The organism is Nocardia concava NBRC 100430, assembly GCF_000308815.1.
GTDB lineage: Bacteria > Actinomycetota > Actinomycetes > Mycobacteriales > Mycobacteriaceae > Nocardia > Nocardia concava.
This window is the reverse complement of sequence record NZ_BAFX01000008.1, coordinates 26,383-49,726: the sequence shown is the minus strand read 5'-3', so window position 1 is coordinate 49,726 and position 23,344 is coordinate 26,383. Positions and strand designations below refer to the sequence as shown.

Annotated in this window: 24 protein-coding genes; 13 read left to right on the top strand and 11 right to left on the bottom strand. The window is 65.9% G+C overall.

Annotated elements, in window-relative coordinates; all coding sequences use genetic code 11:
* Positions 1-15: 15 nt before the first annotated feature.
* A complete protein-coding gene (locus ON43_RS02595) occupies positions 16-1,260 on the top strand; it encodes an MFS transporter (protein WP_040803163.1) in 1,245 nt (414 codons plus the stop codon).
* Positions 1,261-1,331: 71 nt separating this feature from the next.
* A complete protein-coding gene (locus ON43_RS02590; protein ID WP_040803072.1) occupies positions 1,332-1,805 on the top strand; it encodes a YbjQ family protein in 474 nt (157 codons plus the stop codon).
* On the opposite strand, the gene ON43_RS02585 is transcribed toward ON43_RS02590, so the two are convergent.
* Together ON43_RS02585 and ON43_RS02580 are read right to left on the bottom strand one after the other, a co-directional pair.
* Positions 1,769-3,274: a zinc ribbon domain-containing protein gene (locus ON43_RS02585; protein ID WP_040803070.1), complete on the bottom strand. Its 1,506-nt coding sequence runs from the start codon at positions 3,272-3,274 to the stop codon at positions 1,769-1,771. The genes ON43_RS02590 and ON43_RS02585 overlap by 37 nt on opposite strands.
* Before the next feature lie 106 nt (positions 3,275-3,380).
* A complete protein-coding gene (locus ON43_RS02580) occupies positions 3,381-4,802 on the bottom strand; it encodes an amino acid permease (protein ID WP_218003192.1) in 1,422 nt (473 codons plus the stop codon).
* 164 nt (positions 4,803-4,966) lie between these two features.
* On the opposite strand from ON43_RS02580, the gene ON43_RS02575 reads away from it, so the two are divergent.
* A complete protein-coding gene (locus ON43_RS02575) occupies positions 4,967-5,719 on the top strand; it encodes a DUF427 domain-containing protein (RefSeq protein ID WP_040803068.1) in 753 nt (250 codons plus the stop codon).
* Between the two features lie 23 nt (positions 5,720-5,742).
* Here the strand turns inward: ON43_RS02575 and ON43_RS02570 are convergent, their stop codons facing one another.
* On the bottom strand, positions 5,743-6,480 hold the full coding sequence (locus ON43_RS02570) for an SIR2 family NAD-dependent protein deacylase (protein ID WP_040803065.1): 738 nt from the start codon (positions 6,478-6,480) through the stop codon (positions 5,743-5,745).
* 38 nt (positions 6,481-6,518) lie between these two features.
* Between ON43_RS02570 and ON43_RS02565 the strand changes: the two genes are divergently transcribed.
* Positions 6,519-6,929, top strand: a complete 411-nt coding sequence (locus tag ON43_RS02565; RefSeq protein ID WP_040803061.1) for a cupin domain-containing protein — start codon at positions 6,519-6,521, stop codon at positions 6,927-6,929.
* Positions 6,930-7,013: 84 nt separating this feature from the next.
* Here the strand turns inward: ON43_RS02565 and ON43_RS02560 are convergent, their stop codons facing one another.
* Both ON43_RS02560 and ON43_RS02555 read right to left on the bottom strand, forming a co-directional pair.
* The gene (locus tag ON43_RS02560; RefSeq protein ID WP_040803058.1) at positions 7,014-7,343 is read right to left on the bottom strand and encodes a hypothetical protein; all 330 of its coding nucleotides are present in this window, start codon (positions 7,341-7,343) and stop codon (positions 7,014-7,016) included.
* Positions 7,343-8,587, bottom strand: coding sequence for a 3-ketosteroid-9-alpha-monooxygenase, oxygenase component (locus tag ON43_RS02555; protein ID WP_040803056.1), 1,245 nt, complete (start codon positions 8,585-8,587; stop codon positions 7,343-7,345). The genes ON43_RS02560 and ON43_RS02555 overlap by 1 nt, the downstream gene beginning before the upstream one ends.
* 226 nt (positions 8,588-8,813) lie before the next feature.
* Here ON43_RS02555 and hsaA point away from each other — a divergent pair, with 226 nt between their 5' ends.
* The 4 genes from hsaA to hsaB are packed head-to-tail and all read left to right on the top strand — an operon-like array spanning position 8,814 to position 12,375.
* Positions 8,814-9,983 carry a 3-hydroxy-9,10-secoandrosta-1,3,5(10)-triene-9,17-dione monooxygenase oxygenase subunit gene (gene hsaA / locus ON43_RS02550; RefSeq protein WP_040803054.1) on the top strand — a complete coding sequence of 390 codons (1,170 nt, stop codon included), beginning with the start codon at positions 8,814-8,816 and terminating at the stop codon, positions 9,981-9,983.
* Between the two features lie 4 nt (positions 9,984-9,987).
* Positions 9,988-10,869, top strand: a complete 882-nt coding sequence (hsaD, locus tag ON43_RS02545; protein WP_040803053.1) for a 4,5:9,10-diseco-3-hydroxy-5,9,17-trioxoandrosta-1(10),2-diene-4-oate hydrolase — start codon at positions 9,988-9,990, stop codon at positions 10,867-10,869.
* A complete protein-coding gene (hsaC, locus tag ON43_RS02540; protein ID WP_040803051.1) occupies positions 10,866-11,765 on the top strand; it encodes an iron-dependent extradiol dioxygenase HsaC in 900 nt (299 codons plus the stop codon). The genes hsaD and hsaC overlap by 4 nt, the downstream gene beginning before the upstream one ends.
* A gap of 25 nt (positions 11,766-11,790) precedes the next feature.
* Positions 11,791-12,375, top strand: coding sequence for a 3-hydroxy-9,10-secoandrosta-1,3,5(10)-triene-9,17-dione monooxygenase reductase subunit (gene hsaB, locus ON43_RS02535; RefSeq protein WP_040803050.1), 585 nt, complete (start codon positions 11,791-11,793; stop codon positions 12,373-12,375).
* 82 nt (positions 12,376-12,457) lie between these two features.
* Here the strand turns inward: hsaB and ON43_RS02530 are convergent, their stop codons facing one another.
* The 6 genes from ON43_RS02530 to kstD all read right to left on the bottom strand — a co-directional run bounded on the left by ON43_RS02530 (position 12,458) and on the right by kstD (position 18,476).
* Positions 12,458-13,390 carry an AraC family transcriptional regulator gene (locus tag ON43_RS02530; protein WP_040803047.1) on the bottom strand — a complete coding sequence of 311 codons (933 nt, stop codon included), beginning with the start codon at positions 13,388-13,390 and terminating at the stop codon, positions 12,458-12,460.
* 67 nt (positions 13,391-13,457) lie between these two features.
* Positions 13,458-14,345: an NADP-dependent oxidoreductase gene (locus ON43_RS02525; RefSeq protein WP_306304952.1), complete on the bottom strand. Its 888-nt coding sequence runs from the start codon at positions 14,343-14,345 to the stop codon at positions 13,458-13,460.
* A 487-nt stretch (positions 14,346-14,832) separates the two neighbouring features.
* A complete protein-coding gene (locus ON43_RS02520; protein ID WP_040803045.1) occupies positions 14,833-15,246 on the bottom strand; it encodes a PIN domain nuclease in 414 nt (137 codons plus the stop codon).
* Positions 15,243-15,458, bottom strand: a complete 216-nt coding sequence (locus tag ON43_RS02515) for a type II toxin-antitoxin system VapB family antitoxin (protein ID WP_040803043.1) — start codon at positions 15,456-15,458, stop codon at positions 15,243-15,245. The genes ON43_RS02520 and ON43_RS02515 overlap by 4 nt, the downstream gene beginning before the upstream one ends.
* 207 nt (positions 15,459-15,665) lie before the next feature.
* On the bottom strand, positions 15,666-16,526 hold the full coding sequence (chsH3, locus tag ON43_RS02510) for an enoyl-CoA hydratase ChsH3 (RefSeq protein WP_040803042.1): 861 nt from the start codon (positions 16,524-16,526) through the stop codon (positions 15,666-15,668).
* Positions 16,527-16,772: 246 nt separating this feature from the next.
* On the bottom strand, positions 16,773-18,476 hold the full coding sequence (gene kstD / locus ON43_RS02505; RefSeq protein WP_083913115.1) for a 3-oxosteroid 1-dehydrogenase: 1,704 nt from the start codon (positions 18,474-18,476) through the stop codon (positions 16,773-16,775).
* Between the two features lie 152 nt (positions 18,477-18,628).
* Here kstD and ON43_RS02500 point away from each other — a divergent pair, with 152 nt between their 5' ends.
* The 5 genes from ON43_RS02500 to ON43_RS02480 all read left to right on the top strand — a co-directional run bounded on the left by ON43_RS02500 (position 18,629) and on the right by ON43_RS02480 (position 23,337).
* Positions 18,629-19,414: a 2-keto-4-pentenoate hydratase gene (locus ON43_RS02500; RefSeq protein WP_040803157.1), complete on the top strand. Its 786-nt coding sequence runs from the start codon at positions 18,629-18,631 to the stop codon at positions 19,412-19,414.
* Between the two features lie 58 nt (positions 19,415-19,472).
* Positions 19,473-20,381, top strand: coding sequence for an acetaldehyde dehydrogenase (acetylating) (locus ON43_RS02495; protein ID WP_040803039.1), 909 nt, complete (start codon positions 19,473-19,475; stop codon positions 20,379-20,381).
* A gap of 12 nt (positions 20,382-20,393) precedes the next feature.
* Positions 20,394-21,458 (top strand): 4-hydroxy-2-oxovalerate aldolase, encoded by a 1,065-nt coding sequence (dmpG, locus tag ON43_RS02490; RefSeq protein ID WP_040803038.1) that lies wholly within the window; start codon positions 20,394-20,396, stop codon positions 21,456-21,458.
* A gap of 190 nt (positions 21,459-21,648) precedes the next feature.
* The gene (locus ON43_RS02485) at positions 21,649-22,530 is read left to right on the top strand and encodes a type IV toxin-antitoxin system AbiEi family antitoxin (protein WP_040803037.1); all 882 of its coding nucleotides are present in this window, start codon (positions 21,649-21,651) and stop codon (positions 22,528-22,530) included.
* 180 nt (positions 22,531-22,710) lie between these two features.
* Entirely contained in the window at positions 22,711-23,337 is a 627-nt protein-coding gene (locus tag ON43_RS02480) for a hypothetical protein (protein ID WP_167333405.1), read from the top strand.
* Positions 23,338-23,344 lie beyond the last annotated feature (7 nt).

Here is a 23,344-nt window from a genome sequence, read left to right as displayed (position 1 = left end):
GATGAGGACATGCCCGTGAGCAGTCTGACGCTCGCTCCCGAAACCGCCGAACCCACTCGCACCAAGCAGCCCAAGGCCGTCTGGGCCGTGGCCTTCGCCTCCGTGATCGCCTTCATGGGAATCGGTTTGGTGGATCCCATCCTGAAACCGATCGGCGAGCAGCTGCACGCCTCACCGTCGCAGGTGACGCTGCTGTTCACCAGCTACATGCTGGTCACCGGCGTGGCCATGCTGATCACCAGTGTGGTCTCCAGCCGCTTCGGGGCGAAGAAGACGCTGCTGGCGGGACTGGCCATCATCGTCGTATTCGCCGCTCTCGCAGGCAGTTCCGGCACGGTCGGGCAGATCGTCGGGTTCCGCGCGGGCTGGGGCCTGGGCAATGCCCTGTTCATCGCCACCGCGCTCGCGACCATTGTCGGCGCGGCCACCGGCGGCGTCGCCCGCGCCATCATCCTCTACGAGGCGGCGCTGGGCATCGGCATCGCGTCCGGCCCGCTGCTGGGCGGCTTCCTCGGCCACTTCACCTGGCGCGCACCGTTCTTCGGTGTCTCGGTGCTGATGGCCGTCGCGTTCGTCGGCCTGACGATCCTGCTGCCGGAGTCGCCGAAACCGGCGAAGCCGACCTCGATCACCGCGCCGTTCAAGGCCCTCACCTACCCGGGCCTGCTGCTGGTCAGCGTCACCGCCTTGCTCTACAACTACGGCTTCTTCACCCTGCTGGCCTACACCCCGTTCCCGCTGAACATGGGCACCTATTCGATCGGCTTCATCTTCTTCGGCTGGGGCCTGCTGCTCGCCCTGTCCTCGGTGGTCTTCGCGCCGAAGTTGCAGCGCCGCTTCGGAACCGTGCCGATGATGGCCCTCGCCCTGGCCCTGTTCGCCATCGATCTCGCGGTCATGGCCGCGTTCACCGAGCACAAGCCGGTCCTGGTCGTCGGCACCATCCTCGCGGGCCTGTTCCTCGGCGTGAACAACACGCTGATCACCGAGGCCGTGATGGAATCCGCCCCCGTCGAGCGTTCCACCGCCTCGGCCGCCTACAGCTTCGTCCGCTTCGCGGGCGGTGCGGCGGCCCCCTACCTGGCGGGCAAGCTGGGTGAACATCAGGCGTCACTGCCCTTCTGGGTCGGCGCGGCCTGCACCGCCGCCGCGGTCGCCGTCCTGTTCTCCGGCCGAAAGCTCTTGAGCCACATGGACGACCACGCCCCCGCCCCGCACACCGTGGCCGAGGCCCAGGACATCGCCCTCGGCGACGACTGATCGCCGACTGTTCGCGGACCGCACCCGCCGGGTGCGGTCCGTATTCGATTCCAGCCCGTACGATCCGGCTCATGAATCAACCCATGCCGCCACAAGGGCAATACCCGCAGCAACCGAGTCAGCCCGGGTATCCGCAGCAGCCGCCGCCGGGGTACCCGCAGCAGGGCCAGCCGTTTCCGCAACAGAGCCAGCCGCAGCAGGCGCCCGGCCCGCAGTTCCCGATCCTGGTGTCCACCATGAACGACGTTCCCGGCTACGAGATCACCAAGGTGATCAGCGAGGTCGCGGGGCTGACCGTGCGCAGCCGGGGCCTCGGCGCGAACTTCGCGGCCGGGTTCCGGGCCTTGGGCGGCGGCGAAATCCATGAATATACGCAGCTCCTGTACCAGTCGCGGCACGAAGCGATCATGCGGATGTGCCAACATGCGATCGCCTTCGGGGCCAATGCGGTCATCGCCATGCGCTTCGACTGCAATGAGATCGCGAATACCATGAGCGAAGTAGCTGCCTATGGCACCGCGGTAGTCATCAAGCCCACCGAATAGCCATGGCGTGCTGGCAGTATCCGGAGCGTTGGGATTGATTCCGCTCCGGTTGACGTCGTCTCCGACGTAGCGGTACTACGACCGCGTGTGGGTCGCTCGCGGAGAAGGGTCGGATCAAACCGCCAGCTAGCGCGGAACATTCGATCCATCTCCGCAAGGACTCGCTCCTTGCCGAGACCGCGAAGGCCGTTCTCATCCTCGGAACGTCCGAGGATATTGCGAGCGGCGTTGGTATCGGCCAGGAGCTTCCTACCGCAGAAGCGGCACGCAAACCGCTCCTGGGAAGTCCGATTCCTCTTGTCGACGTAGCCACACCCAGAGCAGCGGCGAGACGTGTACGCCGAGTTGACCTCGGTAACGATAATCCCGTGCGTCTCGACGAGGGAGTCGAGTTTGGCTCTGACCACTGCACGGCCCGCGCGACGCAGGATCCGATTCAGCCTGGTAGAGAGGCCGCCAATCCGGAAATCGAGCTCCTCCACCACCAGCTCGCGGATATCCCTGTCCGCCAACCGGTTCAAGACCCGACCCACTTCATTGCGGACGTACTCGCGGATACGCCGGTTCAATCGCACAAAGCGCTTCGAATCGCGCGGACGAATCTTCTGACGCTGCAACGTCGCGACGAGATCGCTCAGCTCCCGGTCACGCAGGCAGAGCCAGCCGTAGAGCCGTCGCCCCAGCAACTCTCCACTGCTGCTGGTGAAGATATTCTTCAATCCCCAGTCCAGACCGACTGTCTCGCCGGTGCGACGCGGTCGGACGGACACGGACTCTTTCACCAGTGCGAAAGTTACTTGCCCAGCCGGGCTCACAGTGACCTGACAGAAGTTACGCACTCGACCAGCGGCCTTGTTGAAATAGTCATAGCCCTGGAGCGGCACACTGACCGGCCTACCCTTGTCAAGGGTGGACACCTTCACCCAGTAGTCCGCACCCGAGTTGTTCGAGACCGAGACGCCCGCTATCGGTCCATCCATTGCCATGGTGCGAACTTCGGAGAGGTTCGGAAACGGGTTCTTCCGCAACCACTCATCGGCGATCCTGGCCGATTCCCGAATCGCCTGGTCCGAGACAACAAGGCCACGCTTGATGTCCAGTACGTTGTCCACAGCCCACCAGGCTTGGTAGGTGTTGATGCGGTACAACTCTTCACGGACCACCTCATCCTGCAAGTGAAGACTCCGGATCACTTCCCGCAGACCGGTCTTCGCCTTTCCCCGCCAAGATGCCAATGCCCCGTTGACCTGATTCACAACCGATCTCCAATGCCGCTGTGACAGGTAGGGCGGCAAGGCCTTTGCTTCCTCTGGGCTGAGCCACCCGAGCTGAGTAACTCCCGCCTTCAGCTTCCGGACCTGGATGTATTGCACGTGCACCAACCCGCGTTGCCAGCAGGGCAGTATCGCTGCGACAGCATCGAGTTTCTCTCGGTTCGCCGTAGTCGGAAGCCGATACGCACGCATCATGGTTCCCACGATATCGATCGGATCGAATACCCGTTCGAGTGTTGTTGATATTGGCCGGGAATCACCCCAATCTGCGCGCATTACCGTGTGTCGCAGACTGTTCGAGTCAGTGGTGCAGCACCTCGACCTCGCGGACCGGGGCCTTGCGGCCGAGTTTGGCGCGTAGGGGGTAGATCGCCATGACCACCAGGAGGCTGACGGTGGAGGCGAGGAGCTGGTTGCGCTGGTCGGGGTTGCGGGCCATGGCCACGAAGACGGCGAAGATGGCGATCACCACGGCCCAGCTGAGGTAGGGGTAGCCCCACATCTTGTAGGTCAGGGCCGAGGGGTCCTCGCGGCGTAGGCGGGCGCGAAGTCGCAACTGCGAGAACATGATCGCCACGTAGACGAAGGCCAGCACCACGCCGATGGAGTTCACCAGGAAGGTGAAGACCTGGTCCGGGGAGACGTAGGAGGCGATGACCGCGCCCCACGCGGCGACCGTGCCGAGCAGTACGGCGCGGGCCGGGACGCCGCGCTTGTTGAGTTTCACCAGGGAGGCGGGGGCGTCGCCGTCGCGGGTGAGGACGTAGAGCATGCGGGAGGAGACGTAGATGGCCGAGTTCAGCACCGACAGCACGGCGGTCAGGATGACCACCTGCATGACGGTGCCCGCGGCCGGAATCCCGATGTGGTCCAGCGCGCTCACGAACGGGCTCTGCAGAACCTTGGCGTCGTTCCACGGCAAGATGGTCACCACCAGGAAGATCGAGGCCACGTAGAACAGGCCGACCCGCCACAGCACATTGTTGGTGGCGCGGGCCACGGTCGGGCCCGGCTCCTTGGATTCCGCGGCCGCCACGGTCACGATCTCGGTGCCGCCGAAGGCGAACATCACCACCACGATGGCGGAGAAGATGCCGCCGATGCCGTTGGGCGCGAAGCCGCCGTGCTCGGTCAGATTGCCGAAGCCGGCGTGCGAGCCCGGCCACAGCCCGAACACCCAGGCCAGCCCGACGACCAGGAACAGCACGATGGCCACCACCTTGATGGAGGCGAACCAGAACTCGAACTCGCCGAAGGACTTCACCGAGACCAGGTTGACCGCGGTCATCAGGACCAGCAGTCCGGCGGAAAGGATCCACTGGTCGAGGTCGATCCAGTTGGCCAGGATGGCCGCGCCGGCCACCGCCTCGGCCCCGACCAGGATCACGTAGAGGTACCAGTAGATCCAGCCGACGGTGAATCCGGCGAACGGTCCCATGGCCATACGCGCGTACTCGCCCATGGATCCGGCGACCGGGCGGGCCACCACCATTTCGCCGAGCGCGCGCAGCACGCAGAGCACCACGAGTCCGGCGGCCGCGTAGGACAGGATGGCGGCGGGTCCGGCGGTCTTGATGACCGAGCCGCTGCCCACGAACAGGCCCGCGCCGATCGCGCCGCCGATGGCGATCATGGTCATGTGGCGGCGCCGGAGTCCGGTACGCAGGTGCTGCTGCTCGACGCCGCTCGCCTCCGCCAGTTGAGCACTGTCGGTTTCCGACATCTGACCGCCACCTTCTTGTGTTGCTCGAGTGTTGCCAGAACACCATATCGGGGCTGGTCAGCCTATAAAAATCGCGTCCGGGGCCGGTTCCGGTCGATATGCCACGAATACGCGAAAACCGCTCGCCGACAGGCTTTTCCATTCCGGGGGTACCGTCGGGAGGTATGACCGAGACACAGCGTGGCCGGGTGCGCGTCGAACCGAGCGCCAAGCGGGTGCGCGCCTACCTGGGCGGTCACCTGGCCGCCGACACCGTCCATCCGACGCTGGTATGGGAAGTCCCCTACTACCCCACCTACTACCTGCCGGTCGACGACCTGCGGGCCAAGCTCGAACCGAACGGCAAGACCCGGCCCTCCCCCAGCCGCGGTGAGGGCACCGAATTCGACGTCGTGACCGACGGCGGCGTCGCCGCGGGCGCGGCCGTGCGCCACCTCGACTCGCCGATCCCGGAACTGCGCGACCTGGTGAAGCTGGACTTCCACGCCATGGACGAGTGGTTCGAGGAGGACGAGCCGATCTACGTGCACCCGCGCGACCCCTACACCCGGGTGGACATCCTGGTCAGCTCCCGGCACGTCCGCGTGGAGCTGGACGGCCAGACGCTGGCCGACTCGCATTCCCCGCACATCCTGTTCGAGACCGGGCTGCCTCCGCGCTACTACCTGCCGCTCACCGATATCCGCATGGATCTGCTGCGGCCGTCGGAGACCAAAACCTCGTGCCCGTACAAGGGTCATGCCGAGTACTGGAACGTGCAGCTCGGCGAGACCAGCCATCCGGACCTGGTGTGGATCTACCGCACGCCGCTGCCGGAGAGCCAGAAGATCGCGGGGCTGGCGTCGTTCTACAACGAGAAGGTCGACATCTGGCTCGACGGCGAACTGCAGCCGCGACCCAAGACGAAGTTCAGCTGAAACCCGTCCCCGGCACGAAACCCTCAGTCCCCCAGGATCTCCGACACCAGCCGGGGCAGCGCCTCGCCGATCGGGTCGCGGACGATCTCGGCGGCGTACTCGTCGTAGGGCGTCGGTTCGGCGTTCACGATGACCAGGTCGGCCCCCGCGTCCACCGCCACCGCGCACATGGACGCGGCGGGTTCGACCTGGAGCGAGCTGCCCACGGCCAGAAAGATTTCCGCGGTCTCCGCGATCTGGACGGCGGCGCGGATGGCAGCGGTGTCGAGTTGCTGGCCGAACATGATGACCCCGGCCTTGAGGATGCCGCCGCAGTCCGGGCAGTCGGGATCCGGTTCGCCCGCGGCCACCCGCTCCAGGGTGGCGGCCATGGAATCGGTGAAATCGCAGTCGATGCAGACGACTTCGAACATATTGCCGTGGATCTCCACCACGCTGTCGGACCCGGCCCGCTGATGCAGCCGATCGATGTTCTGCGTGATGATCCCGACCTGCCGCCCCGACGCGGCCAGCCGGGCCAGCGCCTCGTGCGCCGCGTTGGGGGTCGCCTTCCAGGCCGGATTGTCGCGCCGCGCCAGCCAGGCCCGCACCCGCAGTTCGGGGTCGGCCACGTAGTTCTGGTAGGTCGACAGCAGCTCGGCGATCGGATCCTTGGTCCAAACCCCGCGCGGTCCACGGAAATCCGGTATCCCGGAGTCCGTCGAGATCCCGGCCCCCGTCAGCACTCCGATCGGTCCCTTGCGTGCGCGCCAGTCCGTCACGCTGCCCAGCCTAGGCCGCGCGGCCCTAGAGTGAGGCCATGAGCGACGACCGACCGAAGCTGGCCGCGGAATTGGATCTGGAGCCGCATCCGGAGGGCGGCTGGTTCCGGGAAACCTGGCGCAGCGGAGTCGAATTCGAGCCCGAGGGCTATGCCGGGCCGCGTTCGAGCGCGACGGCCATCTACTTCCTGCTGCTGCCGGGTGAGAAGTCCGCGCCGCACACGGTGACCTCGGACGAGATCTGGTTCTGGCATCGGGGTGGGCCCCTGCTGCTGAACATCGGGGGTGAGGAGATCGTCCTCGGACCCGATGTCGAGCAGGGGCAGCGCCCCCAGGCGGTGGTCCCCGGCGGGGTGAGCCAATCCGCCCGACCGGCAGGCGACCACTACAGCCTGGTGAGCTGCGTGGTCTCCCCCGGTTTCGACTTCGCCGACTTCCGGCTCGACTGAGGCTCATTCCTACTCTGAAATCTCGTACCCGCCGCGGTTCCCGCGGCGGGTACGTAGCAAGAAGTAGTGAGTGGGGCGACAGCCTTACTTGTCGACTTCGAGAAGGCCCTCCGCCACCGCGTGGTCGATGGTCTTCTCGAGATTCGGGCAGGAATCGGGCTTCCCGAACACGGGCCCGTTCTCGGCCAGCTTCTGGAACACCGGGCAGCGGTCGGCCGGATTGGTCCGCCACTGCACGGTCTTCTGATTGCTGGAGTGCTTGCGCACCAGCACCTCGGTGCCGCAGGACTGACACGCGATGGGTGTCATGCCCGATTCCATGTAGTGCTCTTTGTCGAGAACCGTCTGGGCGCGCACCTGTTCCCGGTGCTCCGGACGGTCCGCGAAATCGGGTGCCTTCGCCCAGCTGGTCATCAGACTCCTGCTTCCTCCGACGAGTCGGCCTCGGCGGCGGTCTCCGCCTGCGCGGCCGCCTCGGCCTCCTTGGCTTCGCGCTTCCTGCGCAGGTTCTCCTCGACCTCGAGGCCCCACGCCTCATTGGCCTTGGAGGTGTCGATCTCGAATTCGAAGCGCTGCACCGACTTCGGATCGATATCGGCGACGTCCACGTAGAACTGGTCGTACCAGCGGCGCAGCTGGTAGACCGGCCCGTCCTCCTCGGTCAGCAGCGGGTTGTCGATCTTGGACTTGTGCTTCCAGATCTCGACGTCCTGCAGGAAGCCCTCGGAGACGCCCTCGGTCATCTTGGCGGCGAAGGCCTCGGCCTGCTCGTCGGGCAGCCCCTTCGGCTTCTCCAGCGAGACGCCCCACTGCAGCATGAAGGAGTTCTGGGTGACCGGGTAGTGGCAGTTGATCAGGACCGTCTTGACCTCGAAGCCGCTGTAGATATTGAGCAGCGGGTTGATCATGTACGACGGCCCGAAGTACGACGCCTCGGACTTGAGCAGCACATCGATGCCGGCCTCGGCGGCCTGGCCGATGTCGGGGCGGCCCTTGGTCTCCAGGTACTGCGTGGCCACGTGGCCCTCGAGCACGTTCTTGAAGTACGTCGGGAAGGCGTAGTGGATATAGAAGAAGTGCGCCATATCCACGACGTTGTCGATGATCTCGCGGCAGTTGGAGCCCTCGATCAGCAGCGAGTGCCAGGTCCAGTCGGTCCAGCCGTCGTTGCGCTCCTCCGACGGGGTGCCGTCCGCATTCGTGAACGGGCCCTCGATGTAGGGGATCGTCACCTCGTCCGGCGGCGGGTTGCCCTCGTGGTCGTGCCACACGAACAGCTGACCGTTGCGCTCCAAGGTGATCCACGCGCGGGTGCGGGCCAGCGGGGGCACGCGGCGCGCGTAGGGGATGCCGGTGCACTTGCCGTCGCCGCCCCAGCGCCAGTCGTGGAACGGGCACGCGAGGGAGTCGCCCTTGACCTCACCCATCGAGAGGTCGCCGCCGAGGTGACGGCAGTAGGAGTCCAGCACCTTGAGTTCGTTCTGGCTGTTCATGAAAACGACCAGCTTGGTACCGAATACGTTGACCGCATGCGGCTTGCCGTCACGGAAGTCCTTGGCAAGGCCGAGGCAGTGCCAACCCCGGGCGTACCGGGTGGGCATCGAGCCCACGTCGATCTCGCGGACCTTCCCGCGGGGCCCTTGGGCGCTTGTCGCCATCGTTGATCCTCCTATGGATGTACTAGAACACGTTACAAAATTGGCTGACAGTTGGCCAGCGATAGGACCAACTACCAGGATGGGGGCGCTCTGAGCTGCGCCAGCAGCGCGTTCTCGACAGGAATAAGAACGTGTTCTACTCTCAGGGGCAAACGAAGACCGCTTCCGATCATTCGACGAACACCGCGTTCGATGAACACCGCACCAGGCAGGAGCAACTGGCGAGATGACGCAAGAAGTAGTTGAGCGGGTCGAGGCGCTGCTGCCGGCCCTGCGTGAGCGCGCCCAGCAGGCCGAGGATCTGCGACAGGTCCCCGAGGAGTCCATCAAGGAACTCGAGACCGCCGGCTTCTTCAAGCTGCTGCAGCCCAAGCAGTGGGGCGGCTACGCGGCCGATCCGGTCGTCTTCTACGACACCGTCCGCAAGATCGCCAGCGCGTGCGGCTCCACCGGCTGGGTGGCGGGCATCATCGGCGTCCACAACTGGCACCTGGCACTGTTCGATCAGCGTGCGCAGGAAGAGGTCTGGGGCGAGAACACCGACGTCCGGATCTCCTCGTCGTACGCGCCCATGGGCGCCGGCGTGGTGACCGAGGACGGCGAGGGCTACACCGTGAACGGTTCCTGGGCTTGGTCTTCGGGCTCGGGCCATGCGGACTGGGTGGTCGTCGGCGGCCCGGTGATCAAGAACGGCAAGCCCGTCGACTTCGGCTCGTTCCTGATCCCGCGGAGCGAGTACAAGATCAACGATGTGTGGCACGTGGTCGGCCTGCGCGGCACCGGCTCCAACACCATCGTCGTCGAGAATGTCTTCGTCCCCAGGCACCGTTTCCTCAGCTTCCGTGCCATGAGCGAGCTGAAAGCGCCTGGCCTGGAGCAGAATACCGATCCGGTGTACAAGATGCCTTGGGGAACTATCCATCCCACCACCATCTCGACCCCGATCGTCGGAATGGCCTACGGCGCTTACGAAGCCCACGTCGAGCACCAGGGCAAGCGGGTGCGCGCCGCCTATGCGGGTGAGAACGCCAAGGACGATCCGTTCGGCAAGGTGCGGATCGCCGAGGCGGCCAGCGACATCGACGCCGCCTGGCGGCAGCTGTCGGGCAATGTCGCCGACGAGTACGCCTACCTGCTGCGCGGCGAGGATGTGCCCTTCGACGTGCGCGCTCGCGCCCGCCGCGACCAGGTGCGCGCCACCGGCCGGGCCGTCGCCTCCATCGACAAGCTGTTCGAGGCGTCGGGTGCCACCGCCCTCGCGAACGGCACTCCGCTGCAGCGGTTCTGGCGTGACGCGCACGCCGGTCGCGTGCACGCGGCCAACGACGCCGAGCGCGCCTACGTGATGTACGGCACCCATGCGTTCGGTCTGCCGATCACCGACACGATGGTGTAGCCCTATGACTTCAGTGGGAGAAATCACCTTCGAATCCACCTCGCGCTACGCGCAGGTGCGGCCCGATCTGAAGCTGCACTACCACGAGGCGGGCGTCGGCAACGGCCCCACCATCGTGCTGCTGCACGGCGGCGGCCCGGGCGCTTCATCCTGGTCCAACTTCGCCAAGAACATTCCGGTGCTGGCCAAGGACTTTCACGTCCTCGCCGTCGACCAGCCCGGGTTCGGGCAGTCGGACAAGCCGACCGAACACCCGCAGTACTTCGTGCACTCGGCCTCGGCGCTGAAGGATCTGCTCGACACTCTCGGCATCACCGAACGCGTTCACCTGCTGGGCAATTCGCTCGGCGGCGGCGCGGCCACCCGCTTCGCGCTGGACTACCCGGACCGCGCGGGCAAGCTGGTGCTGATGGGTCCGGGCGGGCTGTCCACCAACCTGTTCGCGCCGGACCCCACCGAGGGCGTGAAACTGCTGTCCAAGTTCAACTTCGAACCCACGAAGGAGAACCTGGAGGCGTTCCTGCGGATCATGGTCTTCGACCAGAAGCTGATCACGCCGGAACTGGTCGAGGAGCGCTTCGCCTCGGCCTCGCAGCCGGAGTCGCTGGCCGCCACCCGCGCCATGGGCAAGTCCTTCGCCGGACCGGATTTCGCCAAGGGCATGATCTGGCGCGACGCCTTCAAGTTGCGGCAACCTGTACTCATGATCTGGGGCCGTGAGGACCGCGTGAACCCGATCGACGGTGCGCTCGTGGCTCTCAAGATGGTGCCGCGCGTGCAGCTGCACGTGTTCGGTGGTTGCGGCCACTGGGCGCAGTTGGAGAAGTTCGACGAATTCAACCGCCTGGCAACCGACTTCCTGCTCGGCGTCAAGGAGAGAGCATGAGTATCAAGGCCCTCGGCTACATGCGCATCGAGGCCACCGACATGGCGGCCTGGCGCGAGTACGGCCTCAAGGTGCTCGGCATGATGGAGGGCGACGGGCTCAATCCGGACGCGCTCTACCTGCGCATGGACGATTTCGCCGCGCGCCTGGTGATCGTGCCGGGTGAGAAGGACCGGCTGCTGGTCTCGGGCTGGGAGGTCACCGACGCCCGTGGGCTGCAACAGCTTCGGGAGACCCTCGCCAAGAACGGCATCGCCTTCACCGAGGGCACCAAGGAGGAGCTCGGCGAGCGCCGGGTCGAGGGCATGATCCGGTTCCAGGATCCGGCCGGGAACACCCTCGAGGCGTTCTACGGTGCGCAGTACCTGGGCCGCCGGTTCGTCAGCCCCTACGGCCACAAGTTCGTCACCGCCGAGCAGGGTCTGGGCCACGTGGTCCTGACTTGCACCGATGACGCTGCGGCGCAGGCGTTCTACCAGGACGTGCTGGGCTTCCGGCTGCGCGACTCCATGCGGCTGCCCCCGCAGCTGGTGGGCCGCCCCGCCGACGGCGATCCGGCCTGGCTGCGCTTCTACGGCTGCAACCCGCGCCACCACGCGCTGGCGTTCCTGCCGCTGCCCAACCCGACCGGGATCGTGCACCTCATGGTCGAGGTGGAGAACTCCGACGATGTCGGCCTCTGCCTGGATCGCGCCAACCGCAAGAAGGTCAAGATGTCGGCCACTCTCGGCCGGCACATCAACGACAAGATGCTGTCGTTCTACATGAAGACGCCGGGCGGGTTCGACATCGAATTCGGCTGTGAGGGACTCGAAGTCGACGACCACTCGTGGATCGCGCGGGAATCCACCGCGGTCAGCCTGTGGGGCCACGACTTCAGCGTCGGATTCAAATAGAGCGAACGGACAACAGGGGCGGCCAATGACCACCGACGCACAACCCGTCATCGACGGGCGTCAGTTCCGGAATGTGCTGGGGCAGTTCTGCACCGGCATCACCGTCATCACCACCTTCGACGGCGAGGGCGAGGACCGCGCACCCATCGGGTTCGCGTGCCAGTCGTTCGCCGCCCTGTCCCTCGATCCGCCGCTGGTGCTGTTCTGCCCCACCAAGGAGTCCCGCTCCTGGGCGGCGATCGAACGCAACGGCAGCTTCGCCGTGAACATGCTCGCCGAGGAGCAGCAGCCGGTGTGCGCCCGCTTCGGCTCCCGCGAACCCGACAAGTTCGCCGGAATCGACTGGCACACCTCGGAACTGGAGCTCCCGGTCCTGGACGGCGCGTTGGCCACGATCCAGTGCACTGTGGACAACGTGCTCGACGGCGGCGATCACTACATCGTGATCGGCCGGGTACAGGCCCTGTCGGAGTCCACCGACTCCGGCAGGCCGCTGCTCTTCTACCGGGGCCAGTACACGGCCATCGAACCGGAGAAGACGACGCCCGCGCCGTGGCGGGCGGATCTCGAACACTTCCTCACGACCACGACACTCGATACGTGGCTGTGAGTCGGGTTCCTCCAGAACCCTGGCGATAGGCGAAAGGCCCCTGTGGAATTCATCCACAGGGGCCTTTCCGCATGTGCACAAATCAGGCGGCGGCGCGGGCCTGGCGGCGGTATTGGCCTGGGGCGAGGCCGTATTCGCGTTTGAACGCCTTACCGAACGCGAACTCGGAGCTGTATCCGGCTCGGGCGGCCACCTTTTCGATGGCGAGGTCATCCTCGCGCAGTAGCTGCGCGGCGGTGGTCAGCCGCCAGCGGGTCAGATACGCCAGCGGCGGTTCACCGACCATGGCATTGAACTTGCGGGCGAACGCCGCCCGCGACAGGCCCGCATGATCGGCCAGCGACTGCACGGTCCAGGCCGCCGCCGGGTCGTCGTGCATGGCGGCCAGCGCCGGTGCGACCGCCGGATCCCGCAGCGCCGCAGCCCATCCGGTGACCTCCTTCTCCGGCTGCTCCTCGATCCAGGCGCGCAGGATGTAGAGCAGCAGCGAATCGATGAGCGCGGGCACGATGCCGTGCGAACCGATCCGGGGATTGTCGAGTTCCGCGCCGAGCAGCTGGATCGCGGCGGCCAGTTCCGGGTGGCGGCCGTGCCGGGCGGGCAGGTGGATCACCTCGGGCAGTTGCTTCAGCAGAGGATGCGGGCGCTGACCGTCGAGGTGATAGTTGCCGCACAGCAGGCTGGCGGCCGGGCCGTCCCCGCCTAGCCGCAGCGCGCCGACGGGCGGGAGGTGGACGTACTGCTCGGGCCGCGGGACCTCCGGCGTGGTGTCCGGGTGGTCGGCGAGGATGTGGCCCGACCCGTCCCGCACGAACACCACGTCACCGGCGCTCATGGCGATCGCGGCGGCGGGGTCCTCATTGGGATAGAACCAGCAGGTGCCGTGCAGCACCACGTGGAATCCGGCACCCGCGGTCGGCGGCAGTTGCAGTCCCCAGGGCGCGCGCCCCTCGGTGCGCACCGAATTCGGCGCACCGGTCCGCATGGAGGCGAGGGCCTCACTCAGGACATCCACGACTGCTCTCCTTCGACCGCCGACCCGCGTGATGCAACCCGGATCCCGTACCGATTATTCGCCCGCATCACTCGACGGTCAGCACGACCTTGCCCACGGTCTGCCCCGAGGCCACGATCTCGTGCGCCTTCCCCGCATCCTCGAGCGGCAGCGTCTCGGCAATGGTCGGCCGAATCTTCCCCGCGTCCACCAACTCCGCGATCTGTTCCAGCGCCCAGTAATCCGGCTCTACCGAGACACCCGCGAACCGCCGCCCGGCCTCCTTCACGGTCTGCTCCAGCTCACCGCTCGGGTGCTCGAGAATCGTCACCAGCACCCCACCGGGCTTCAACACCGAAAGCGACCGCACCCCATCGGCGACGGAGTCGAAAACGATGTCGACATCCTTGACGTCCTCGGTGAAATCGGTTGTGCGGTAATCGATCACCTCGTCCGCGCCGAGACCCTTGACGTAATCATGCTTGCCCTCGCTGGCGAGCGCGATCACGTACGCACCCCTGGCCTTCGCGATCTGCACCGCCAGATGCCCCACGCCCCCGGCGGCCCGGTGAATCAGCACCCGATCCCCTGCCTTCACCCCCGCCTTGTCGACCAGCCCCTGCCACGCGGTCAGTGCCGCCAGCGGCAACGCGGCCGCCTCGACATGGCTGAGCGACTTCGGCTTCCGAGCCACCTGCCGCGAAGGCGTCGCCACATACTCCGCGTAACCCGTTGCGGCCCGGGGAAAGAACGGCATCCCATAAACCTCTTCTCCCACCTCGTACCGCGCACCGGGCCCCGCCGCCTCGACCACACCCGAGATATCCCACCCAACCCCGAACGGCGGCTGCCCCAGCAACGGGAACGCCCCCGACCGCACCGCCACATCAACAGGATTCACCGCACTGGCCTTCACCCGAACCAGCACCTCCCCACTCAACAACTCCGGCTTCTCGGTCTCCACAACTTCGAGCACCTCAGGCCCACCAAAGCTCTTCTGCACCACAGCCCGCATCGCCTTCATCTCCTCTACCGAGTTCCCTCGGCCCGACCTCCGAGCCGAACAAGAAGAACAGTAGGGGCCAACATGCAGACTCTGAATGGCAAGAAGTCTCCGATTTTTATCCACAAGTCTCCCCATGAAGACAGCCTGGTCACCGCCGACGAATCCCCCCGAAACCCAGCCTCGAATATTTGCTGGACTCGAAAGATAGTCTTTCGCTATGGAATCGAGCACGGGCACTCGAGGGTCATAACGGATGGATCCGAACTGGCCTTTCGCGTGTTGGCGGCCGTCGTGAGTACCAATCGAGCACTCGTCGAAGACGCCTTGTCGACGCAACTGGCGTGGCTGACCTGGCCGACCCCGAACTCACCCACCGCCTGACCGGACCGTTCACGCCCTACGCCGACGACTGACCAAGATCAGGGTGTGGGGAGGGTTCGGGGGAATCCGTTGTCGATCAGGAAGTTCCCAGTCGACGATGAGGCTGGCCGGTTATGGCTGCGATGCATTCGAAGTCGCGGTCGCGGTGCAGCAAGGTCAAGCCTCTGAGTTCGGCGGTCGCCGCGACGACGAGGTCGACCGGGCCGGCGCTGCGGTGCTGCCCGCGACTTGTCAACTCGCCCTGCACTTCCCACGCCCGCTGGTACGCACGATCGTCGACCGGCTCCCAACCGAACAGGATGCGGATCTGCTCGATCAGCGCCTCGCGATCGGCAGTGGAACGCGCGCTGTAGAAGAACTCGAGTTCGGTGATCGGGCAGATCGCGATCAGTCCTGCGGCCGCGACGCGCTGCCAGACCACCCCGTCGGGCTCCTGACGCAGCAACGGAACCAAGGCGCTCGTGTCGATGAGGAATTGAGCCCCGTTCACCGGCGATAGTTCCGCTTGTCCTCGAATATCTCCACATCGATCGCCCCGTCGGCGACCATTTCCTGTAGCCGCGTCAACGCGACCGCGCGCCGGCGGATCTCGAGAATTTCCCGAAGCGCGGCGTTCACGGTGTCCTTCTTGGTTGTCGTCCCAAGAGCCTTGGACGCGTCGGCCACCAGTTGATCGTCAAGGTCGATCACAGTCCGAGCCATGAGCCACCTCCAGATATACAGTCCTGAACCAATGATATCAGGCTCTATGCATAGCCGGGCCGAAGACACTGGCCCGAAACCACCACTGGGCTGCGACCGAATTCGCGCACCCCATGCTGGCCCCCACAAAACAAGATCAGGGAGCCCCCACTGTCGAAATCTGTCCGATTTCGCGCAGTGAGAGCTCCCTGATCTTGAAGCTTGGGTTTACGAGTGGGTCAGCACCACGTCGGCGAGGACGGGGGCGTCGTCGCGCTCGACGACGGTGACCGCGATGGCGAGTTCGCCGTCCTGCTGCCAGATTCGGGAGCGGAGGGTCTCGCCGGGGTACATGACGCCGGCGAAGCGGGCGCGGAAACCCTTGACGCGGGCGACATCCGAAGCCAGGACCGTGTCCGTGGCGGTCTTGAGGACCAGGCCGTAGGTGCACAGGCCGTGCAGGATCGGGTTGGGGAAGCCGGCGTTGCGGGCGAATTCGGGGTCCGAGTGCAGGGGGTTGCGGTCGCCGCACATGCGGTAGAGCAGGGCCTGCTGCGGCAGGGTGGGGGTGAGGACCTCGAAATCCGGTGCGCGGTCGGGGAGTTCGGTCTTGGCGCTGGGGCCGCGCTCGCCGCCGAAGCCGCCCTCGCCCTTGGCGAAGATGGAGGAGCGGGCGGTCCACAGGACTTCGCCGTCGGAGCCGACGGCCGTGTCCTCGCGCCAGACAACGGCATTGGAGCCCTTGTCCCAGATGTCGGTGATGCGACCGGAGATGCTGCCCTTGCCCGAGGCCGGGATCGGGCGGTGCACGGTGACCTCCTGGCTGCCGTGCACGACCTTGGCCAGGTCGATGTCGATGCCGTCGAACTTCACCTTGGGCGGCTCGGTCTCGTGGAAGGACGGCGCGACGGTCGCGAAGGACGGCAGCACGGCGGGCTCGCGGTCGTCGACGTAGCGCAGCTCGGCCGCGTCGGTCCAGCGGTTGCCCGCGCCCAGTGCCAGGTTGTAGGTCTGCACATCGCTGGCGGACCAGCTGAATTCGCGCGCGGGGATCTGCGCGCCGAGCGCGACACTCAAATCGATGGGCATGAAAGGTTCTCCTCGTCACTCGCGTCCGATGGTCCGGCGCGGCTCGCATGTCCGCAAGCCCCCGCTCCGCTGACCGGGTAGCGCGGCTCCGCGGATCGGGCGGCGCTCGAAAGTCTGCTCCCGGTCCCGCCACCCGAAAGAGCGTTCGGCGGTGGCGGTCCGGGCGTTCAGTTGTAAGTGGGTTGGGCGCGGACTCGACGTGACCCGACTCGCGCCCAACCCGATCCTGAACCAGGTTGGGATGGTTCAGGACGCCTTCTCGGCGACCGGTGCGCCGTTCTTCTTCTTGGCGGCGGCATCCAGTGCGGCCAGGTAGCCGAAGGTGATCGCGGGGCCGATGGTCGCGCCGGGACCGGCATAGGTGTGGCCCATGACCGGCGAGGAGGTGTTGCCCGCCGCGTACAGGCCCTCGATGACGGTCCCGTCCTCACGCAGCACGCGCGCGTCGTTGTCGGTGACCAGTCCACCCTTGGTGCCGAGGTCGCCGGGGACCATCTTCACCGCGTAGAACGGGCCGACCTCGAGCTTGTTCAGGCACGGGTTCGGCTTGATGGTCGGGTCGCCGTAGTAGCGGTCGTAGGCGGAGTCGCCGCGGTTGAAGTCGAGGTCCTTGCCGGTCTCGACGAAGCCGTTGAAGCGCTCGATGGTAGCGCTCAGCTGGTCCGCGGGAACCCCGATCTTCTCGGCCAATTCGGCCACCGTCGGGGCGACGACGATCAGGTCGTTTTCCATCCAGCGGGACGGAATCCGCTGGCCAGGCTGCAATCCGGCGAAGATGTAGCGGGACCGGTAGCGGTTGTCGAACACCAGCCAGCACGGCACGTTCTCGCCCGGACCCTCACCCTGCCCGTATTCGCCGCCGTACATGGTGTGCACGGCCTCGACGTAAGGAGCGGACTCATTACCGAATCGCTGCCCTTGCGTATTGATCATGATGGAACCGGGCAGGTTTCGCTCCGCGAGGCAGAACCAGGGCTTGCCTTCACCGCGGAAGGTGGTCGGCCCCCACCAGGCGTCGTCCATGAACGCGATGTCCGCACCGGCTTCGATGCCCGCCCGGATGCCGTCGCCGGTATTGGCGGCCGCGCCGGTGGTCCACTCGGTGGTGATCGGCTCGCGCTGGTACTTGTGCCGCATATCGGCGTTGTGCTCGAAGCCGCCGCTGGCCAGGATCACGCCGTACTTCGCGTTGAACCGCACCGCCTCGCCGTTCTGCTCGGCGTCGACACCGGTGACCACACCGTTCTCGATCACCAGTCCGGTGAGCGGAGTATTCAGCAGCACCGGCACATTCGCGTCCAGCAGTCCCTTGCGCAGACCCGCGATGATGGCCTGGCCCATGCCGACCAGTGCCTTGCCGGTGACCTTGCCCCACGCCCAGCGGGTGCCGACGCGCAGCACGCGCGCGATGCCGCTCGGGTGGCGGCGGATCAGGTTGAGCTTCTTGTAGTCCGCCTGCATGACGACCACGTTCAGCGGTGCCTTGCTGTAGGCGGGCTCCAGCTTGAAGCGCTCCTCGCCCAGGACCTTGAGGTTGAACGGCTTGGGTTCGCAGCTGCGGCCGTCCGCCTTGCCGCCCGGTGCCTCCGGGTAGTAGTCGGAGTAGCCGGGCACCCAGGTCATCTTCAGGGCGGAATGGTCGAGCACGTAGTCGAAGGCTTCGGCGCCGCGATCGATGTAGGTATCGATCTTCTCCTTTGGCACCACGTCGCCGATGATGCTGTAGAGGTAGGTCCGCGCCTCGTCGAGGTCGCTTCCCTTGCCCGCGGCCTTGAGCACCTTGTTTCCGGGAATCCAGACGCCACCGCCCGATCGCGCGGTAGAACCGCCGTAATGAGCGGCTTTTTCGATGAGCACCGTGCGCAGACCGTGGTGCGCAGCGGTGAGGGCGGCGGACATACCGGCGGCACCGCTGCCGACCACCACCACGTCGTAATCCCGATCAGTCATGTAGAACACGTTATAGAATCAATCCTGGTTTGGTCTATGTTGGTCTGGCAGATGGGACTGCTGAAGCGACGTTCTTCACAAAAACTCGTTTCAGTTTCTAGTCTCGTTACCGATTGGCCACCGGCCGGTACCCCCGATGGAAGGAACACAGCGTGCTGACCGACGCGCTACGCAAGGAACTGGCCGACGAGCTCGCGGCGGCCGAGCGGACCCGGGTCCCGATCGATCCGCTGGCCGTGCGGTATCCGGAGATCGATGTGGTCGACGCCTACGAGATCCAGCTCATCAATATGCGGCAGCGTTTCGACGGTGGCGCGAAGGTGGTGGGCCACAAGGTGGGCCTGTCCTCCAAGGCCATGCAACAGATGATGGGCGTGGACGAGCCGGACTACGGGCATCTGCTCGCGGAAATGGAAGTCTTCGAAGACGTTCCGGTCGACACGTCCAAGTACCTGTACCCGCGCGTCGAGGTCGAGGTCGGTTTCATCCTGGGCGCGGACCTGCCCGGCGAGGACTGCACCGAGGAGGATGTCCGCAAGGCCACCGTCGCCTACGCGCCCTCCATCGAACTCATCGACACCCGCATCAAGGACTGGAAGATCGCGCTCTGCGACACCATCGCCGACAACGCGTCCTCCGCCGGATACGTGCTCGGCAAGGCGCGCGTCTCGCCGGATCAGTTGGATATCAAGAACATCGACGCCGTGCTGACCCGCAATGGCGAGGTCATCGCCGAGGGTCGCTCCGATGCCGTGCTCGGCGATCCGACCATCGCGGTGGCGTGGCTGGCGCGCAAGGTCGCCTCGTTCGGCGTGCGGTTGAAGGCGGGCGACATCGTGCTGCCCGGCTCCTGCACCCGCGCCATCGACGCCCGTCCGGGCGACGAGTTCATCGCCGAGTTCGCCGGACTCGGTTCCGTCCACCTGGGTTTCGCGTAAGCCTGAAGCAAACAGGTTGCGTCACACAGACACTGACCTCACCGAGTAGGAGAAAGCCGTGACTGCAAGCAAAGTCACCGCCGCGATCGTCGGGTCCGGCAATATCAGCACCGATCTGCTCTACAAGCTGCTGCGTTCGGAGAAGATCGAGCCGCGCTGGATGATCGGCATCGACCCGGATTCCGAGGGCCTCAAGCGCGCCCGCGGCCTGGGCCTGGAGACCTCCGCCGAGGGCGCGGACTGGCTGCTGGCGCTGCCGGAGAAGCCGGACCTGCTGTTCGAGGCGACGTCCGCGTACGTGCACCGGGCCTACGCGCCCAAGTACGCCGAGGCCGGAATCCGCGCCATCGACCTCACCCCCGCCGCCGTCGGCCCGGCCGTGATTCCGCCGGTCAACCTGGACACGCTGCGCGATGAGCTGAACGTCAACATGATCACCTGCGGTGGGCAGGCGACGATCCCGATGGTGCACGCGGTGTCCCGCGTGGTGCCGGTGGAGTACGCCGAGATCGTGGCGTCGGTGTCGTCCGTGTCCGCCGGTCCCGGCACCCGCGCGAACATCGACGAGTTCACCAAGACCACCTCCGCCGGTGTCGAGACCATCGGTGGCGCCAAGCGCGGCAAGGCGATCATCATCCTGAACCCGGCCGAGCCGCCGATGATCATGCGCGACACCATCTTCTGCGCGATTCCGGAGGATGCCGACCGCGACGCCATCACCGAGTCGGTGCACCGGATGGAGAAGGCCATCCAGGAGTACGTGCCCGGCTACCGGCTGCTCAACGAGCCGCAGTTCGACGAGCCGTCGCTGGTTTCCGGTGGCATGGCGAAGGTTTCGATCTTCGTCGAGGTCGAGGGTGCGGGCGACTTCCTGCCGCCGTACTCCGGCAACCTCGACATCATGACCGCGGCCGCCACCCAGGTGGGCAATGTGCTGGCCGACCAGATCCTCTCGGCTCGGGTGTAAGGAGTTCCGATTATGACCAATCCCAATGTCCTGAAGCCGTTCTCGGCCGACCTCGACGTCCGGGTCACCGACACCAGCCTGCGTGATGGCTCGCACCACAAGCGCCACCAGTTCACCGTGCAGGAAGTGCGCGACATCGTCGGCGCCCTCGACGCGGCCGGTGTCCCGGTTCTCGAGGTCACCCACGGCGACGGCCTCGGCGGTTCCTCGTTCAACTACGGTTTCTCGAAAACCCCTGAGCAGGAACTGATCAAGGCCGCCGCGGAGACCGCCAAGCAGGCCAAGATCGCCTTCCTCATGCTGCCCGGCGTCGGTGTCAAGGAAGACATCAAGATCTCGCAGGACAACGGTGCGTCGATCTGCCGCATCGCCACCCACTGCACCGAGGCCGACGTCTCCATCCAGCACTTCAACATGGCCCGCGACCTCGGCCTCGAGACCGTCGGCTTCCTGATGATGGCCCACTCCACCACCCCGGAGAACCTGGCCAAGCAGGCCCGCATCATGGCCGACGCGGGCTGCCAGTGCGTCTACGTCGTCGACTCCGCCGGTGCCCTTGTCCTGGACCAGGTTACGGACCGCGTCTCCGCCCTCGTCGCCGAACTCGGCAACGACGCCCAGGTCGGCTTCCACGGCCACGAGAACCTGGGCCTCGCCGTCGCGAACTCGGTCTACGCGGTGCGCGCGGGCGCCACCCAAATCGACGGCTCCGCCCGCCGTTTCGGCGCCGGCGCCGGCAACCTCCCCGTCGAGGCCTTCATCGGCGTCTGTGACAAGCTCGGCATCAAAACCGGCGTCGACTTCTTCGCCGTCACCGACGCCGCCGAAGACGTTGTCCGCCCGGCCATGCCGAGCGAATGCCTCCTCGACCGCCAAGCCCTCATGATGGGCTACGCCGGCGTCTACTCCTCCTTCCTCCGCCACGCCGAACGCCAGGCCGAACGCTACGGCGTCTCCGCCGCCGAAATGCTCGTCCGCGCCGGCCAGCGCAAACTCGTCGGCGGCCAGGAAGACCAACTCATCGACATCGCCCTGGAACTCCAGCGCGAAAAGGAAAAGTCAGCCGCCAACGCCTGACCCAATCCCCCGACCTGGGCCGCAACCACTCCCGGTTGCGGCCCACCTCTATCCGCCCACCCGCACAGCCACACCTGCTTTCAAGATCAGGGAGCTCTCATTGCTGCGAATCGGACAAAATTCGACAGTGAGAGCTCCCTGATCTTGATGAGGTTTTGGGTGTCGGTGGGGCGGGGGAAGATCTTGGGGTATGGGGGAGATGGGTGGGCCTTTTGTGGGGTCGTGGGCTGTCGCAGATGGGGTCGTGACGGCTGGGGAACTGCGCAGTGATCGGTTTCGGCGGGTACTGACCGATGTCTATGTTGGGCGGAACGTTCAGTTGGGGGCCGTTGAGAAGGCTCGGGCTGCGGCGTGCTGGGCGAAGTTTCGTGGGGTGTTGGTGGGGGCCTCGGCTTTGGCGATGCTCGGAAGTCCGTATGTGGATGCGGATCTTCCGGCCGAGATCGCGCTCGGGAGTTCACGGCATGCGCCGCAAGGGGTTCGAGTGGTTCGGGACCAGATCGCCGCCGATGAATGGTGCGAGGTCGATGGACTGCGGGTAACCACTCCGGTCCGGACCGCGTTCGACATCGCCCGGCGGTATCCCCGCGATATGGCGGTGCCGCTTTTGGATTCCCTCTGCGCCACCACCGGTCTCGATCCCGCGAGCGTGCTCGACTTCGCGGCAAGTCACCTGGGTGAGCGAGGCACCGCCCGCCTCCGCGCCATCATCGAACTCGTCGACGCCGGCGCAGCCTCGCCCCAGGAATCCCGAACCCGACTCTTCCTGATCGACAACGGATTTCCGACCCCCGAAACCCAGATCGACGTCTACGACGACCAGGGCCGCTTCGTGGCCCGCCTCGACATGGGCTGGCGCGACCTGCAAATCGCCCTCGAATACGACGGCGCCCAACACTGGACCAGCCCCAAACAGTTCACCCGCGACGTAGACCGCCTCGCAGCCCTCGAATCCCTGAACTGGCTCGTGATCCGAGTAACCGCCACCCACCTCCACACCCGCCCCCACCTCATCCGCACCCGCCTCCACAACGCCTTCGTCCGCCGAGGCGTCATCCTCCCCGCGCCCTGACATCAAGATCAGGGAGCTCTCACTGCGCGAAACCGGACAGGTTTCGACAGTGGGCGCTCCCTGATCTTGTTTCCGTGTGGGCATCGGCGCGGGGTGGACGAATTCGGTGTAGCGCAGTGATGTCGGGAAGGTCGAGTAGCCTCGCGGGTCGAAAGTGGCGAGATACATGGAGGGGTGCGGGTGCGAGGTCATCTGGTTGAGATGCGGCGCAAGATTCAACTGCTGCGGGGGCTGGATGCGGAAACCGAGGTGGAGCGGCGCTGCGATGACTCGGAGGACTACTGCGATGGGGGGTACCGCCTGCGGCTGAATCCTGGGGGGAGCCTGCCGGACAGTTATCCGTTGTCCCTGCGGGAGCTTTACACCTGCTCCTACGCACCAACTTTCGGCAACCTCGAGTTCCGCACCGCCGACCGCTTCGCCGAGCAGGTTCCGATCGATGTTCACGGCCACCACGTCCACCAGAACTTCCGCCTGAGCATCGGCCGGGCCGGCGAATCCTCCGAGATCATTCTGGACCCCGACTCCGGCGCCGTGATGATCTACGACTTCAACTACTTCGACTGGTCCTGGCCCTCCGGCATCGTCCTCCAGTTCCCCGACCTGGCCGAACTCATCAGCACCACCGCTCTCGGCCCCCGCTACCCCGAACTGGCAGGCCCACCAGAGCAGTGGTCCGACCCTTGGTGGGAGGAAGACCCCCCTGTACCTCTACCTCCGCGAAGTGGGCTTTGCATAGCGGAATTCAAGATCAGGGAGCTCTCACTGCGCGAAATCGGACAGATTTCGACAGTAGGGGCTCCCTGATCTTGTT